At 61.9% G+C, this 15,075-nt stretch carries 13 protein-coding genes and 2 pseudogenes; 5 read left to right on the forward strand and 10 right to left on the reverse strand.

Annotated elements, in window-relative coordinates:
• Window positions 1-22: 22 nt before the first annotated feature.
• From argF to E5678_RS05165, 5 genes are all read right to left on the reverse strand, one after another.
• Window positions 23-1,024 (reverse strand): ornithine carbamoyltransferase, encoded by a 1,002-nt coding sequence (gene argF / locus E5678_RS05145; protein WP_136177527.1) that lies wholly within the window; start codon window positions 1,022-1,024, stop codon window positions 23-25.
• A gap of 30 nt (window positions 1,025-1,054) precedes the next feature.
• Window positions 1,055-2,290 carry an arginine deiminase gene (gene arcA / locus E5678_RS05150; RefSeq protein ID WP_136177528.1) on the reverse strand — a complete coding sequence of 412 codons (1,236 nt, stop codon included), beginning with the start codon at window positions 2,288-2,290 and terminating at the stop codon, window positions 1,055-1,057.
• A 17-nt stretch (window positions 2,291-2,307) separates the two neighbouring features.
• Entirely contained in the window at window positions 2,308-3,759 is a 1,452-nt protein-coding gene (locus E5678_RS05155) for a YfcC family protein (RefSeq protein WP_136177529.1), read from the reverse strand.
• A gap of 648 nt (window positions 3,760-4,407) precedes the next feature.
• The gene (locus E5678_RS05160; protein ID WP_136177530.1) at window positions 4,408-4,776 is read right to left on the reverse strand and encodes an HPF/RaiA family ribosome-associated protein; all 369 of its coding nucleotides are present in this window, start codon (window positions 4,774-4,776) and stop codon (window positions 4,408-4,410) included.
• Window positions 4,777-4,856: 80 nt separating this feature from the next.
• Window positions 4,857-6,251, reverse strand: coding sequence for a hypothetical protein (locus E5678_RS05165; RefSeq protein ID WP_210731991.1), 1,395 nt, complete (start codon window positions 6,249-6,251; stop codon window positions 4,857-4,859).
• A 210-nt stretch (window positions 6,252-6,461) separates the two neighbouring features.
• On the opposite strand from E5678_RS05165, the gene nhaA reads away from it, so the two are divergent.
• Window positions 6,462-7,838: a Na+/H+ antiporter NhaA gene (nhaA, locus tag E5678_RS05170; RefSeq protein ID WP_136177531.1), complete on the forward strand. Its 1,377-nt coding sequence runs from the start codon at window positions 6,462-6,464 to the stop codon at window positions 7,836-7,838.
• A 507-nt stretch (window positions 7,839-8,345) separates the two neighbouring features.
• Entirely contained in the window at window positions 8,346-9,038 is a 693-nt protein-coding gene (locus E5678_RS05175) for a hypothetical protein (protein ID WP_136177532.1), read from the forward strand.
• On the opposite strand, the pseudogene E5678_RS05180 reads toward E5678_RS05175, so the two are convergent.
• From E5678_RS05180 to E5678_RS05195, 4 genes and pseudogenes are all read right to left on the reverse strand, one after another.
• Window positions 9,035-9,316, reverse strand: a pseudogene (locus E5678_RS05180) (integrase core domain-containing protein); the annotation flags it as partial. The gene E5678_RS05175 and the pseudogene E5678_RS05180 overlap by 4 nt on opposite strands.
• Entirely contained in the window at window positions 9,315-10,691 is a 1,377-nt protein-coding gene (locus E5678_RS05185; RefSeq protein ID WP_136177533.1) for an IS30 family transposase, read from the reverse strand. The gene E5678_RS05185 and the pseudogene E5678_RS05180, both read right to left, overlap by 2 nt.
• Entirely contained in the window at window positions 10,582-11,352 is a 771-nt protein-coding gene (locus E5678_RS05190; RefSeq protein WP_136177534.1) for an IS3 family transposase, read from the reverse strand. The genes E5678_RS05185 and E5678_RS05190 overlap by 110 nt, the downstream gene beginning before the upstream one ends.
• Window positions 11,349-11,645, reverse strand: a complete 297-nt coding sequence (locus tag E5678_RS05195; protein WP_136177535.1) for a transposase — start codon at window positions 11,643-11,645, stop codon at window positions 11,349-11,351. Before E5678_RS05195 ends, E5678_RS05190 begins: the two co-directional genes overlap by 4 nt.
• A 30-nt stretch (window positions 11,646-11,675) precedes the next feature.
• On the opposite strand from E5678_RS05195, the gene E5678_RS05200 reads away from it, so the two are divergent.
• A complete protein-coding gene (locus E5678_RS05200) occupies window positions 11,676-12,326 on the forward strand; it encodes a hypothetical protein (protein ID WP_136177536.1) in 651 nt (216 codons plus the stop codon).
• 358 nt (window positions 12,327-12,684) lie between these two features.
• Here the strand turns inward: E5678_RS05200 and E5678_RS05205 are convergent, their stop codons facing one another.
• Complete coding sequence (locus E5678_RS05205; protein WP_136177537.1) at window positions 12,685-12,870, reverse strand: hypothetical protein; 186 nt, start codon at window positions 12,868-12,870, stop codon at window positions 12,685-12,687.
• Window positions 12,871-13,361: 491 nt separating this feature from the next.
• On the opposite strand from E5678_RS05205, the pseudogene E5678_RS05215 reads away from it, so the two are divergent.
• Both E5678_RS05215 and cls read left to right on the forward strand, forming a co-directional pair.
• A pseudogene (locus E5678_RS05215) lies at window positions 13,362-13,518 on the forward strand (DUF3309 family protein).
• Window positions 13,519-13,576: 58 nt separating this feature from the next.
• Window positions 13,577-14,938 carry a cardiolipin synthase gene (cls, locus tag E5678_RS05220; RefSeq protein WP_247596918.1) on the forward strand — a complete coding sequence of 454 codons (1,362 nt, stop codon included), beginning with the start codon at window positions 13,577-13,579 and terminating at the stop codon, window positions 14,936-14,938.
• The last annotated feature ends 137 nt before the right edge of the window (window positions 14,939-15,075 follow it).

Genomic DNA, 15,075 nt, shown 5'->3' on the forward strand with positions numbered 1-15,075 from the left:
GGCTTTGCCGTTGATTGCCATTTCAGCCTCCCAAGGTGGCCACCAGCACCGCCTTGATGGTGTGCATGCGGTTTTCCGCCTGGTCGAACACGATGGAGGCAGGGCTCTCGAACACCTCGTCGGTCACCTCCATGGCGGTGATGCCGTGCGTTTTCTCGATTTGAGCGCCCACTTCGGTCTCGGTGTTGTGGAAGGCCGGCAGGCAGTGCATGAAGCGCACGCGCGGGTTGCCGGTCTTCTTCATGGTCTCGGCGTTCACCTGGTAGGGCATCAGCAACTGGATGCGCTCGGCCCAGACCGCTTCGGGCTCGCCCATGGAGACCCAGACATCGGTGTACAGAAAATCGCAATCTTTCACGCCTTCGGCCACGTCTTCGGTCAGCAAAATACGGGCACCGCTTTCCTTCGCCAGCGTTTGCGCCTCGGCCACGATGCTGTCAATGGGCCAGAGCGACTTGGGGCCGCAGAGCCGCACGTCCATGCCCAGCTTGGCGGCTCCGATCAGCAGCGAGTCGCCCATGTTGTTGCCGGCGTCGCCGAGAAAACAGAAGGCGATTTCGCGCAGAGGCTTCTCGCTGTGCTCGCGCATGGTGAGCAGGTCGGCCAGGATCTGGGTTGGGTGGAATTCGTCGGTGAGGCCGTTGTAGACCGGAACGCCCGACCACTTGGCCAGCGTTTCCACCACGTTCTGACCAAAGCCGCGGTATTCAATGGCGTCGTACACGCGGCCCAGCACCCGGGCGGTGTCCTTGATCGATTCTTTGTGGCCGATGTGGGTGCCCGAGGGGCCAAGGTAGGTGACGGTGGCACCTTGATCGTGAGCCGCCACCTCAAAGCCGACGCGGGTGCGCGTGGAGCTTTTTTCAAAGATCAGCGCGATCTCTTTGCCTTTGAGCGTGGGTTGCTCGGTGCCGGCGTATTTTGCGGCTTTGAGATCGGCGGCGAGCTTGAGCAGAAAGCTGATTTCGCCAGTGGTGTAGTCGCGCAGCGTCAGCAGGCTGCGGTTCTTCAGATTGAAGCTCATGGATTGTTCCGGGTTCGTTGTGTGGAGGGTTCAGGGCGCCAAAGCTTCGCGCCAGAGCGGGCAGGTCATGCAGTGGCCACCGCCCCGTCCGCGGCCCAGTTCGCTGCCTCGGATGGTGATGACCTCGATGCCGGCCTTGCGCAACTGGGTATTGGTGTGGGTATTGCGGTCGTAGCCGACCACCAGGCCGGGTTCGAGCGCGATGACGTTGTTGCCGTCGTCCCATTGCTCGCGGGCCTGTTCGTAGCTGTCGCCGCCGGTCGGAATGACGCGCAGCTTCTTCAGGCCCAGACAGTTGGCCACAACGTCAAACAGCGGCTTCTCCTCTCGGCGGTATTCGATGCCACCCCGATCGGTTGGGTACAGGCTGTAGCAGACGATTTGGTTCGCCACTTCCACGAAACTGGTCACAGTGTCGCGGTCGCAAAATGAAAACACGGTGTCGAGGTGCATGGCCGCGCGGGATTGTGGCATCTGGCAAGCCACCACCCGGGTTGCCGCGCCCGCCTTGAACAGCGCCTGCGCCAACTGGCCCACGGCCTGCGGCGTGCTGCGCTCGCCCATGCCGACCAGCACCACGCCCTGGCCAATGGGCATGATGTCGCCGCCCTCGAGCGTGGCTGGGCCGTGGTCCACATCGGGGTCGCCCCACCAGACGGAGAAGTCGGCCTGCGCAAAAGTGGGGTGGTGGCGGTAGACCGCTGCGGTGAGCAGGGTTTCCTGGCGGCGCGCAGGCCAGTGCATGGGGTTGAGCGTGACGCCACCGTAAATCCAGGCGCTGGTGTCGCGCGTGAAGAGCATGTTGGGCAGCGGAGGCAGCACAAAGCCCTCTGCGCCCGTGTAGGGGCCAAACATGCCGTCCGGTTTGAACGGCAGGTCGTGCACCGCCACGCCGCCAATCAGGTAGCGCGCCAGATCGGCCGCAGGCATCTCCTTCATCCAGCCCCTGAGCTCGTCGAGCATGCCGACGCCGACCTGGTCGGGTGTGAGTTTGCGCTCCAGCACCCAGTCGCGTGCTTCGGGGATGGCCAGGGTCTCGCCGAGCAGCTCGCCCATTTCCAAGACTTCCACTCCGCGTTCTTCCATCTTGGTGACAAAGTCAAAATGGTCGGTGCGCGCTTGCTGCACCCAGAACACGTCGTCGAACAGCAGCGAGTCGCAGTTGGCCGGGGTGAGGCGCTCGTGCGCCAGGCCTGGCGCAGACACCAGCACGCGGCGCAACTTGCCGACTTCGGAGTACGCGCCCAGTTGATGGGGCGTTGCCACGGGTTTGGTCGGCGCGTTCACAGCAACACCGCCGCGCTGAGCGAAGCCATGCTGAGCAAGGCCAGCATCAGCATCAAAGGCCAGATGAAGCGCACCCAGCGCTGGTAAGGCACTCGGCCTATCGCCAGCCCCCCGACCACCACCGCGTAGGTGGGGGTCACCAGGTTGGTGATACCGATTGAGGTCTGGAAGGCGGTGACCGCGAGATGCCGCGGAACGCCGGCGAAATCCGACAGCGGCGCCAGAATGGGCATGCTGAGCACTGCCAGCCCCGAGGTTGAGGGCACCAGCAGGCTGAGCAGGCCTTCGGTGGCGAACAGCGCGTTGACATAGGCCACGTTGGACATACCGGTGATCCAGCCTTCGAAACTGTGCAGAATCGTGTCGGTGATCCTGCCCTGGTCCATGATGATCACGATGCCACGTGCCAGGCCGATCACCAGCGCCACGCCGAGCAGATCGCGTGCGCCGTCGACAAAGGCCGAGGTGAAGGGTTTTTCACCCATCCAGTCGACGAAGCCAATGACGACGGCCGATGCCAGAAACAAGGCCGACATTTCCGCCATCCACCAGCCTTGCATGGACACGCCCCAGATCATCACGGCAAAGGTGGCGCCAAACAATCCGAGAATGATTTTTTGCTTGCCACTGAGCAGGGCTCGGCGATGGCTTTCCTGGTCACGCAAAAAATGCGCTTCATTGCTCGTTTTGAGATCGGCCACCAGCGACTTTGACGGGTCTTTGCGTACCCGTTCGGCGTAGCGCATCACATAGGCCACGCAGATCAACCAGCCCAGCGCCAGAATCACCAGCCGCAAGGCCATGCCCTGGGTGAATGGGATGCCGGCCGCATTGGACGCGATGGCGGTCGAGAAGGGGTTGATGGTCGACCCCAAAACGCCCACCCCGGCACCCACCATGATCACCGCCACGCCGGTGAGCGCGTCGTAACCGACGGCGATCATGAGCGGGATCAGCAACACGTAGAAGGCCAGTGTCTCTTCGGCCATGCCGTAGGTCGAGCCACCGGCGGCAAACAGCAGCATCAAGACAGGGATCATCCACTTCTCGCGTCCCTTCATGCGCACCATGACGCGCTCGATGCCGTTGTTGATGGCGCCTGTGGCGTTCACCACCCCGAGAAAGCCGCCGATCATGAGCACGAACAGCGACACGTCGATGGCGTTGGCCATGCCCGTGGCTTGGTTGTAGAAACCGGAGATGGGCGCCATGATCACGTCAAGCGCACCTTGGTGTGCCGCCTCAACCACCTGATAGGTGCCAGGCACCGGTGCATCCTTGCCCAGCGCCGCATTGGCCGCCCGTTCGTACTGGCCCGCAGGCAACACCCAGGTGAGTGCGGCCATCACAGCGATGAGCGCAAAGAGGATGGTGTAGGCGGTGGGAAAGCGGTCTTTGACCGGTTCAGCGGAGGCCGGTTGGCTGCTCGCTTTGGGTACGTTGCTCATCTTGTCATCTCCTGAAGGTGTGCGGTTGCGCTGGCATCGGTGGGGTGCACGATTTCGTCCCAGCGCCGGTTGTATTTATGTCGAAGCCAGGACTTGTGGTGTGACATGGCACACGCGGTTCACACGGGTTGAGAGGACGCTCGCAATGGCTTGAGCTTCGGCCAGCGTGGTGCCCAACCTCAGGCGGACGGAGGGCTTTCCGCGCCAACCTGAATGCCCCGGTTCGATGACCGGTTCGCAGAAGCGGGTGATCCAGGGCCGGTCTGTCACCGTTGCGGTCGGCGCAAGCTCCCTGATGGTGTGGTCGCCCAATTCATCACTCGTTTGCGACATGCGTGTTCCTATAAACAAAGGGTGAGCCAAGGTAGCCTGGTGATGGGCAGCTGTCTGTGCGCCACCGAACATGGCTGTGTCCAGCCATGGACGTGACGCCATACCGAAACAGCAAGGCAAGCAGGTCTTGCGGACGACCGCCAAGCGCCGTGGAGCGCATGCCCGGCACGGCTCGTTTGAGGGGTTTTGGGGAAATGGGTGGACAGCCCAATCACGCAGTCATCGGGCATTGCGCGGTCCGGTGCCTGACGGAGCAGCTTTCGCAGTGTGTAGCAAGGCCTTGTGACCGTTAGCGGTCGTCGTGGTGGTCATTCGTCATTCGTTTTGTGGGGGTTCCGTTCCAGACAAGGGAAGGCCGGACGTTCTTTCGCGATGGTCGTGCAACCGCCCGAGCGTGCTGTCCAGCAGATGTGCCAGCTTCTGCGCCGCACCGTGCACCGCCTGCTCCAGCGTGGCGGCTTTGTCGGTCACCGCCACCGGCTGCCGGTCTTTTAGACGGGCCTCCAGCATGCAGCGGTGATCTTGCTGCCCACTCTTGTGGCCGTTTTCGTCGCTCAGATGCACTTCCACACGGGTGACGTATTCGTCGAAGCGCGCCAGCGCCTGCTCGACTGTGGAGCTCACCTGAGCGGCCAAAGCCTCGGAGCCGTTGATGTAGATATCGGTATTGAGTTGGACTTTCATGGGTTCTCCTGTGGGGTTGTGGACAAAGGCGGTGGGCGACGCGGCGCTGCCACCATGACAAAAAAATCAGTGGGGACGGATCAGTGGCGAAAGCTCGCCGCTGCACCGGTGCGGCAGGGCATGTGTGCGTCCGGCAGCACATGGACCTGGCCGCCCATCTTTTCAACCAGCGCGCCCAAGTCGTCGAGCACGTCGTCCACGCGTGGGTGCTCGAGCTCGCCGGGGTCGATGCGCCCGGTCGATGCATCGATCCGGCCTGCCACCTGGCGATCGGCCTCGATCAGCAGCGTCGCCACGCGGCCGGCCACAGCGGCATGGGCGATTTGTGCAAGGTTTTCGCTGCCCAGCCCCTTGGCTGCGGCGGCGGTGTAGGCATCGCCCCATGCGGTCTGCCGAGCCACCTGCTGCGGCGCTGCCACGTCCCAGGCCCGCTGGCACAAGTCACCCTGTGTCAGACCCTGGGGGTCGACCATCAGGCCGTTGATCATCAGGTAGGGGTTGTGGCTGACAGCGTGGAACAGGTGGTGGTGCTCGGGCAATGCCGCCAGCATCAGGGGCAGGCCCGATGGCTTGGAATGGTGTTCCAGCACGGCGCGGTCCACCGCGCGGAAAAATCGCTCGGCGTCGCTGTTGATCTCGTCTTTCTTGCCGCCCTGGCCATGGTGCATGGCCATGTGGCCACCACCGACGCCGCCATAAGACGACACGCTGCTGTGCGGTTCGGTGCGTTCGCTGCCGAGCGCGTCGGTCATCGTTTTCGGCACACCGGGCGCCAGCGCCACGGCATCAAGCACGCTGCGGTTGCCTTCGTAGAGCGCCACCTTGTGCAGACTCAGCGCCAGCACCTGGTACCGCCCTGTCGATTGCAGCCCATGGCGCAGCGGTTTGGTGTGAAAGCTGTCGGCCGCCACAGCCAGCTCGGCCACAGGCTTCTGAAGCAGGAACACACGGAACAGCGCGGGCGCGCCCAGCACCGCCAGGCCATCAAGGGTGTGGTTCCAGAAGCCGTGGTCCTGTGCGAGGGCCTCGAACGGCTGGATCAGGGTCTGGACGGTGTCGGCCGTGTGCTGGCCTTGCAGCGATGTCTCCAGCGCTTTCACCAGGCGCCGAAACAGCAACGGGTCTTGCTGGTTGTCCGGGTGGCGGCGGTGGGTAGGCTGGTAGAGCGACAGGCAAGGTCGTCCTTGGAACGACGCGAGTTCGGCCAGGTTGGCGAGGGTGAGTGTGTCGGGTGTGTGCGTGCTCTTCATGCTGCTTCCTTCTGTGGTGCCGGTTCGACTCAGATTCGGTGGCGGGTGGGGCCGGGGTCGAATCAACCGGCGCCAGGAGCGGTGCTGTGCGATGGCCTGGTGGTCGGCCGCAGTGACCTGTTCGCGATCGGCGCCGGTCAACTGAACGGCCTCGCCCAGTCGCTTGCCCAGGTCGTCAGGCAGCGCGTTGGCAGCATCCTGCACGGCCTGCCGGACGGCGGTCATGCGGTCCAGTGGCACGGCTGTCGAACAGCTTGGCGTTCAGCACCACTGCAGTCTGGTCCGCTCGTGTGCACACCGTCTGTGCGGTAGCGAACGGTGCTGCACACAGGGATCGCGACAATGTTCAAGGATGAGTCCCACGCCCAAGAGCCTTCCAATACGCACCCCGAGAAGCGGGTGCAACCACCCGGTGCGCGGTGTGGCCCCCCCACCATGAGCACGGGTGATCTGGCGCGTGATGAAGAGTTGCTGGACCGAACGAAGGCCGAGCGCACCGCGGACAACGTGGCAAGGCCGTTCCAGCGGTTCGCACAACGGCAAGCATCTGGAGCCACGGTGCTGCTGGGCTGCGCCATTTTGGCGCTCGCCTGGGCCAACTCGCCGTGGGCATGGGCTTACGAGCAGCTGCAGGGCATTCCACTCGCCATTTCACTCGGCGAACAGACGCTGCGGCTGGACCTTCGCCATTGGATCAACGACGGTCTGATGGCAATCTTCTTCTTCAGCGTCGGGCTTGAGATCAAGCGCGAGTTTCTGGTGGGTGAGCTGGCACAAAGGCGCAAGGCGATGCTGCCGATCGTGGCCGCCGTGGGCGGCATGGTGTTTCCGGCGTTGATCTACGCTGGCTTCAACTTCAACGGCGCCGGCGCCCATGGCTGGGGCATTCCGATGGCGACCGACATCGCCTTTGCGCTCGGCGCGCTGGCCGTCCTTGGCTCGCGCATCCCCGAAGCGCTGAAGGTTTTCCTGGTGGCCCTGGCCATCGTCGACGACATCGGTGCGCTGCTGGTCATTGCGATTTTCTATACGCCGTCGATCGAGTGGCAGGGCGTCGCCGTGATCGCCATGATGCTGCTGGCGCTGTGGGAAGCCAACCGCATTGGAGCGCGTCGAGCATGGATCTACCTGCTGCTTGGGCTGGGCTTGTGGGCCGGCTTTTACATGTCAGGCCTGCACGCGACGCTGGCCGGTGTGCTAACGGCGCTGTTCGTGCCTGCGCGCGTGAAGATCGCACCGGGCGCTCTGCCGCAGGTCATCCGCCGCGGCGCCGACGACATCCAGGCTCAGGCTCTTGACAACAAGCCCGACGCGATGGACCCCGATCGTGTCGCTATCATTGGTGCGATCGAGGGCAGCCTAGATGCCGGCACGACACCACTGCAGCGTCTCGAGCGTATGGTGCAGCCGTGGGTCGCCTACGGCATCTTGCCGGTGTTTGGTTTGTTCAACGCAGGCGTCGCTATCGATGCCACGGTGTTGCGCACGCTGCCAACGGCCGTGCCGCTGGGCATCATGGTTGGGCTGGTGTTCGGTAAATCGGTCGGCATCGGCCTGGCCAGCTGGTTGGCCGTGAAGACGGGGCAGGCCGAACTGCCTGAAGGCGCAACCTGGCCGCAACTGATTGGCACCGCCTTCCTGGCTGGCATCGGCTTCACCATGGCGCTGTTCATCAGCGGCCTGGCGTTTGCCGGCACGCACTTCGAGCGCGAAGCCCAACTGGCCATACTGATCGGTTCGTTGATCGCCGCAGCGGTTGGCATTGCCATTCTTCTGACGTCGAAGGCGGCGAAAGCACCCGATTCGAGGTGAGTGGCTGACTGTCGAACGGCGCCAAAGCCATTGCGATGCGCGACATCGATCTGCATGAAATGCGCTGGTTGATGAAACTGGCACTCGTTCAGCGGGCGGTGGCTTGATGGAAAGCAGATCAGATCGGGGAGTGTCGGTGCCCGACCCATCAGCGACATACGCTGCCGTGAATTCGACGCCCCGAAGCGGCCGGTCGCGTACCCGACATGGCCCTCGAATGTGTCCCCGCTGCAGTGGTCACACACAAGTAGGCGGTACACCGGGTGATTGAAGCGTAGCGCGCGGCTTGAGAACGTCCGAGGTCGCAACCTTGGGAGCCTCGCGTGCCAGCCATTGGCCGGCTGCACTAGGCGGTGTATTGCGTGTCCAACACACATCGATATAATCAAACATCGGTGCCCACCGTGCTTGCACACGAGCAAAAACAGGCTCACCCCTCTTGACTTATATTTTCTTCTTGGTTCGACCTCTTTTCAGAGTGCGTCGTCGAGATTTAAACGTGTGCGCATGCTCGACTTCACGTACTCGCTGAAGAAAGGTTTAATCATGAATGTCAAAGCGTTTGCCCACCAGACTCACGCCCGGATAGCAGCAGCCTCTGGGCTGACTCTAAAGCGTACCCACATCTACGAACTCACCGCCGCGGCCTATGGAGACAAGTCCTACGCTGCACTGAAGGCGCGAGGGCTGCTGTGCCCCATGCCTTCAGATGCATTGAAAGTCCGCTACGCTCAGCTCGATCCGTCAGCTGCTGAGCAGCGTGCCCAAATGCTGGGTTATTCCCCCGACGAGGCGTCACCTGTAGCTGCACTGATTTGCGCGGAACTGCAGTCGGAAAAGCTTGGAGTAGTCCCCATCGATGACGTGCTCCATCATCTCTTGTTCGGGCAATTGGAAATCGAGGCGAAATCAACGCCAACCGACACCGACTCATGGGAGTGGGATGAAGAAGCCCGGCATGAAGACAGTAATTACGATTACCCCCTAGGGCTGAACCTCCACAGTCAATGGATCGTGGAGGGGCTGCAGGCAGCAGCCAACGGCAATGACGGTCGAGCCCATGTGGCCCTAGCTCTCCTACTCGACTCCGAGTCTGACGAAGAAGATGATGAGGATGACTGGGAGCACGAGTCGGACAACCAATCAGGCCTCTACTGGTACGAGCTGGGCTTCCCCCAGTTTCCCGGACGGTTTGCTTAGCCCATTAAGCCTTGCTCAAAGTTGACTGGGCTGAGGAAGTCTAGCTTTGAGTGTTTACGCACCGGGTTGTAGAAGCGCTCGATGTAGTCGAACACGTCGGACCTGGCTTCTTCCCTTGTCCGGTAGACCTTGCGGCTGAGCCGTTCGGTCTTCATCGACGAGAAGAAGCTCTCCATCGCAGCGTTGTCCCAGCATTCACCTCGACGACTCATGCTGCAGGTGATGCCTTGTGCCTTGAGCAACCGCTGGAAGTCGTCGCTGGTGTACTGGGCGGATTCAACCGGTCGTCGCAACACCGGGTTGGTCAGCCGATTTTAGGTAGTCATTCAGCGCCTCTGCCGGAGTCTTCCAACCCAACGTCTTGCGTGGCCTGTTGTTCAAGGTCAGTGCCACGGCTTGAATCTCGTGCTCGCTCCAACGAGACAGGTCGGTGCCTTTTGGGAAGTATTGGCGCAGCAGCCCGTTTGTGTTCTCGTTCGTGCCGCGCTGCCATGGACTGCGAGGATCGGCGAAGAAGACTTTCACCCCGGACTCGATAGTGAACCGTGCATGGTCGGACAGCTCCTTGCCACGATCCCAAGTCAATGACTGGCATAGCTGGGTAGGCAGCTTCGTCACTGTTCTCTTGAGGGCGTTGGCCATGGTTATGGCTCCGTAGCCCGCCAGCGCAGGACCATTCTTTGTTCGAGGCGTTAGTCCATAGCCTTCCTCGCGCGGCAAGTGCACGAGCATGGTGAAACGGCTTGACCGTTCCACCAGTGTGCCAATGGCCGACCTGTCCAGGCCGATGATCAGGTCCCCCTCCCAGTGACCGGGGACAGCGCGATCTTCTATCTCAGCAGGGCGACTGGAGATCATCACCTCTTCACTCACATGTGCCCATGCCTTGGCTTGGGACCTGGCCCGTGGGGTGCGCAATGCACGCCCCGTACGCAGGTAGCTCACAAGCTCACGCTTGAGGGCACCTCTGCCTTGGATATAGAGCGCCTGATAGATGGCTTCGTGAGAGATGCGCATGGACGGATCATCAGGGAAGTCGACCTGCAGGCGGTTAGTAATCTGCTCTGGCGACCAGCCATTGACCCATTTTCGGTCACCACGATGAGGCTTGTTGCGGCCGATGAAAGGAGCTTGTCGAGGTCCAGCCACCTCCCGCCCTTGGGCATCGAGGATCTTGCCCTCCAGGCGGTCTTGGACATAGTCGCGCAAACGCTGGTTCGTCACAAGCTTGGCAGGCTTGGGCCTTCTGGCGACCAGATCGGACTTCCACTGCGCGACTGACGCCCGGTACTCGACCTTGCCACTGCGGGTCGCAGCGTTGCGCGTCAACTCCCGCGAAACAGTTGAAGGGCTTCGACCAATACGACGAGCTATCTCCCGCACACTGACATCTTGAGCTCGCAGAAGTCCAATCTCCTCTCGCTCCGCGAACGACAGATACCTTCCAGATACAGGTTTCGACATGAACAATGGCATGCCTCCACGATGCCGGAACCAGCGCGAGCCCACCGCCTGCGATACGCCTACCGCCTCGGCTGCCCGCTCACTGGTGATCCCGGTTGCAATCTGTACCCAGAACTGGCGCTCGACTTCTCGCCGAAGCGAAGGAGCCCCCGGAGAGCGCATCGCGTCTCTCCCTGTCAATTGCTTCATCCATCCTGCGGGTCGCCCCATAAACACCTCCTGGTTGAAGGTGTTGCGACGACCAGTTGAATCCGCCCTGGCTGCCCTGGTCCGAGTGATGCATCAGCGAGCTGGGTTTGCCGCGCCGCCAAAGGGCCATCAACAAAGCGTCGCTCACCATCTTGGCCTGCATGGTGTCGCTCATCGACCACCCCACGATGCGGCGTGAGTACAGGTCCATCACCGCTGCCGCATACAGCCAGCCCTCAGCCGTCCAGATGTAGGTGAAGTCAGCCACCCACTTTTGGTTCGGACCACTGGCCTCGAAGTCGCGCTGCAGATGGTTGGGCGCGATATGGTTCTCAAGCCTGCTGCCCGTATCACCAGGTAGCCTGCGTCGCTTGTGGCGGGCTTGCAGCTTGGCCAGGTGCATCAGCCGGATGACCCGATTCATCCCACAGGTCTCCCCCAGCGCTCGAAGGTCGTGCCAGACGCGTGGACTGCCGTAGGTTCGGTCGCTGAGTTCGAAGCTCTCTCGGATGAGGCGGGTGAGCCTGGCGTCGTCTTGGCTGCGCTGGCTCGGCGCTCTGTCCATCCATTCGTAGAAGCCGCTGTGGGAGACCGCCAGAACCCGACACATGGTGCGGGTGGGCCAGACACTACGATGCCGCGCGATGAAGCCGTACTTCACTGCGGGTCCTTTGCAAAGTAGCCGAGCGCTTTTTTTAGGATGTCGCGCTCCGTGGTCACGCGGCGTAGTTCGCGTTGCAGCCGCTCCACCTCAGTGGCGGCCTCACTGCGAAGCGGCCGGTTCGGCCTAAGGTCCAACACTCCGCCACGTTCCTGGGTGACCCACCGCCTGAGCACGCTGGTCTGGATACCCAAGTCCCGCGCAATGTTCGTGACCGTGGCTCCTGGCTGCTTGCACAGCTTCACTGCCTCACGTTTGAACTCGTCCGTGAAGCTCCTTCGGGTTCTTGTCATACCTATCTCCTGAACACATCATGTCATTGGATGTGTCCGGGAAACTGGGGGAAGCCCAAGCGTCAGCAACAAGGAGAAGTACTGACCGGCGTAGAAAAGGAGTGGGCGGACGGGTTTGCCGCTCGTTTGCAGATTGGGAGCAAGTCGAAAGCAGGGCGAGGCTCGCGTGCGAACACCGTCAAGTCGCTCTTGCAAAGAGGTGCGGAACTGGGGCAACACGATGCACTCCTTCTCCTGGCAGACCGATATGGAGATGATCGGTTTTTTGATCTGAAGGAGCCCAATGTGCACGCTGATCCACTGTGGATAGCCGATCTGGCAGACCGCGTCGGGCGCTACGAATGGACTCTCGCATGGACGGTATTGGCTGCAGAGCAAGGAAGTATCCCTGCCATGAAGCACCTCTTGCAAAGCGAACATCGGAATGATCCCCTGAAGGCGTGGACCTGGTTCAGCCTTGCGAAGCTCCTTGGGACAGACCTGACCCGGGACAACTATCAGGCTATTCACGAGGATGGCAGCGACTATGACGACGACGTTGGCGGACCGATGTTTGCAGACGGCGAAGATGGTGTGCTGCTACTCGCAGTTGACGAGCACACGAAAGCAAGTGCCAATACAGCGGCACAGGCTTTTTTTCAGGCGTTGCAACTTGCGCGCAACCCGTCCGCAAGCCGGTAAGTTCGAGGTAGCGGAGCACGAAGGTTTGTGCCCTTCTGCTCCCTGAACTGCCCGGGTTTTGAAGAAGTGGACTCTGTTGTGGTCTGTGACAGCATGGAATCTACGGGACCGGCGCACCAATCGATACGAGCGGCAGGCAAGCTGTCGAAAGAGTTGTCGGCGTCAGACGGCATGTGATCTGCTCAATAAAGCCTAGCGTTGATCGGCCGCTTTTCCCATGGTCCGCTGACTGGTTGTGGTCGATCTCCGACGCTCACGTTGCGGTCACTGGCGGCGGGGCATGACCAAATTCTGGTCCGCTGCTCGGGCACCAGAGCAATGGCCGGGGTGCCCTGCGGTGGCAATGCCCGTAGTCGCGTCAACCGAACCGCTCGCAAAGCGCTTCTATCGCCGCCGTGAAGCCAGCCTCGACGGCGGCCAGATCGTCAGCTTCCGGCACACCGTCTCGCGCCCCTCTGACGATCATGCCCGCGTGGCGCTGGAGGTGGGCCGCATCCTGCGCAGATTGCACATGGCCAGCGATCTGGGTGATGGCATCGAGCATGTGGATCGCCACGGCTGGGTTCGAACGAGTCTTTGCCGGATTTGGTTGAAGGCCAAGTTCAGGATCCCCGCAAACGAAGATCCCGGCGCCACCAGCCGCAGCCGACCGTGAGGGTCGAATCGGAGGGGTAAGGGCATGTCGCGCCGGGGCAGGCGGCACAGGGCCGCTCCCAGTCGATCCACGCAGGCGATCGCCGTGAACAGGCTGTGAGCCTAGCCACGGACCTCATAGGCAGGCAATCAACGTCAAATTCCTGAGCGCAGGTCAAAGCAGCCCCGCATATCTGAGTCTGGAGCCGAATGGTCCGAATTGTGTTCGGCAGCGAACAGAACACCGGCGCGCAAGCTCGTACGCTGAGGGCTTCACCGTTGAGTTGAGTTTCCGCGTCGTCCACGTTCCTCCTTTCTGGGGCGAACAATCGTCCCGGTTGCCAAGTCACTGATAGAGTCAATGCTCCGGCTGAGCGGCGCTTTTTCTTTCTGGAGAACACCATGAGTTTGGGCACACTTGTTTTGGTCGGTTTTGATCCTGTTGCTGGTCGGCGGCATCCCGACCTGGGGCCACAGCCGGAGCAGGGGTTATGCGCCCAGTGGCGCGATTGGGTTGCTGGTTGTCATCGTGATCGTGCTGCTGAAGGGGCGTCTGTGAACTGGCTGAACTCTCCAGCAAGCCCGACTGCTTGGTGATGCGCAGCAGATGGGCGGCCTTGTTGCTCGGCGTGGTGGCGGGCTGCAGCAGCCTTCCGACCATCGTTCCTGACCTGGCGCGAAGCAATGGCCCGGCGGTGTTACTCGAAGGCGCCCGCGGTCCCCTGTCGATGGCACAGAGCAAGGCCATCCTCGACGGACTGGCCATCCGCAGCCCAAACACCGACATCTTCGATCGCCATCTCGCCCTCGAGGAAGGCATCGCCGACAGCCCGCTGACCACCGGCAACCAGGTTTTGCTGCTGCAAGACGGCCCGGCGACCTACCAGGCCATGCTCGCGGCTATCGTGGCTGCCGAGGATCACATCAACATGGAGGTCTACATCCTCGACGACGACGAGGTCGGTCAGCGCTTCGCCCAGGCCCTGATGGCCAAGCAGGCCCAGGGCGTGCAGGTCAACCTGCTGCGAGACAGCATCGGCACGTTTGGCACACCGGCGGCCTTCTTCGAGCAACTGGTCGCAAGCGGTATTCAAGTTCACGAGTTCAACCCGGTCAACCCGCTCGCAGCACGCGATGCCTGGCAGCTGAATCAACGCAACCACCGCAAACTTTTGATCGTTGACGGGCACACCGCGTTCATGGGCGGTATCAACATCAGCAGCGTCTACTCGGGCGGCTCTTTCCGGAGCGGTTCGCGCGGCGCACCCAAGAACGCAGGCGACGACGGCACGGCGTGGCGCGACACCGACCTGAAGTTGCAGGGTCCGGTGGTGGCCGATTTCCAGAAGATTTTCCTCGATGACTGGGCCAAGCAGAAGGGGCCCCCGCTGGCGCCGAGGAACTACTTTCCGCCAGCGCAAACCGCAGGCAAACTGGTCGTGCGCGCGATCGGCAGCTCACCCGAGGAGCCCTTCAGCCAGATTTACGCCACGTTGTTGTCTGCGATTGGCAGCGCCGAGACCAGTGTGCGCATCACCAACGCCTACTTCGTGCCCGACCCTCAGTTGCTGGATACGCTCGAGGCGGCAGCGCAGCGCGGCGTCGACGTGACCTTGATTCTGCCCAGTCAGACCGATTCGTGGCTGGTCTTCCACGCCGGGCGTCGCCACTACGATCGGCTGTTGCTTGCGGGGGTGAGAATCTACGAGCGCCGCGGGGTCATCCTGCATTCCAAGGTAGCGTTGATTGATGGCGTTTGGGCCACCGTCGGATCGACCAACCTCGACTGGCGCAGCTTCCTGCACAACCACGAGTTGAATGCCGTGGTGCTCGGGGCCGACTTCGGTCACCAGGTGCAGGCGTTGTTCGACAAGGATCTGGCGGCTTCGGACGACATCGCGCTCGAGCAATGGCGCCGCCGTGGTCTCGGCGTGCGCGTGAAGGAGTTGTTCGCACGCGTCTGGGAATATTGGCTTTGAGCGTTGCGCAGCGGCAGGTTCACCGTCTGCGGATCGACACAGGTTCTTGCAGGGCTGGAGCTACCGATGCGTTGAGAAGCGGCGGAGCCGAGAACTGAGTGACTGGAATACATATCCAGCCCTCCACCAGCGACAGT

It is taken from the genome of Hydrogenophaga sp. PAMC20947 (assembly GCF_004795855.1).
GTDB lineage: Bacteria > Pseudomonadota > Gammaproteobacteria > Burkholderiales > Burkholderiaceae_C > Hydrogenophaga.

Bases quoted from the DNA above. Each gene is read 5' to 3' on its own strand.
- argF (WP_136177527.1), bottom strand. From the start codon at position 1,024: ATGAGCTTCAATCTGAAGAACCGCAGCCTGCTGACGCTGCGCGACTAC.
- E5678_RS05155 (WP_136177529.1), bottom strand. From the start codon at position 3,759: ATGAGCAACGTACCCAAAGCGAGCAGCCAACCGGCCTCCGCTGAACCG.
- E5678_RS05160 (WP_136177530.1), bottom strand. From the start codon at position 4,776: ATGAAAGTCCAACTCAATACCGATATCTACATCAACGGCTCCGAGGCT.
- E5678_RS05165 (WP_210731991.1), bottom strand. From the start codon at position 6,251: ATGACCGCCGTCCGGCAGGCCGTGCAGGATGCTGCCAACGCGCTGCCT.
- nhaA (WP_136177531.1), top strand. From the start codon at position 6,462: ATGAGCACGGGTGATCTGGCGCGTGATGAAGAGTTGCTGGACCGAACG.
- E5678_RS05175 (WP_136177532.1), top strand. From the start codon at position 8,346: ATGCTCGACTTCACGTACTCGCTGAAGAAAGGTTTAATCATGAATGTC.
- E5678_RS05185 (WP_136177533.1), bottom strand. From the start codon at position 10,691: ATGAAGCAATTGACAGGGAGAGACGCGATGCGCTCTCCGGGGGCTCCT.
- E5678_RS05195 (WP_136177535.1), bottom strand. From the start codon at position 11,645: ATGACAAGAACCCGAAGGAGCTTCACGGACGAGTTCAAACGTGAGGCA.
- E5678_RS05200 (WP_136177536.1), top strand. From the start codon at position 11,676: ATGTGTCCGGGAAACTGGGGGAAGCCCAAGCGTCAGCAACAAGGAGAA.
- E5678_RS05205 (WP_136177537.1), bottom strand. From the start codon at position 12,870: ATGCTCGATGCCATCACCCAGATCGCTGGCCATGTGCAATCTGCGCAG.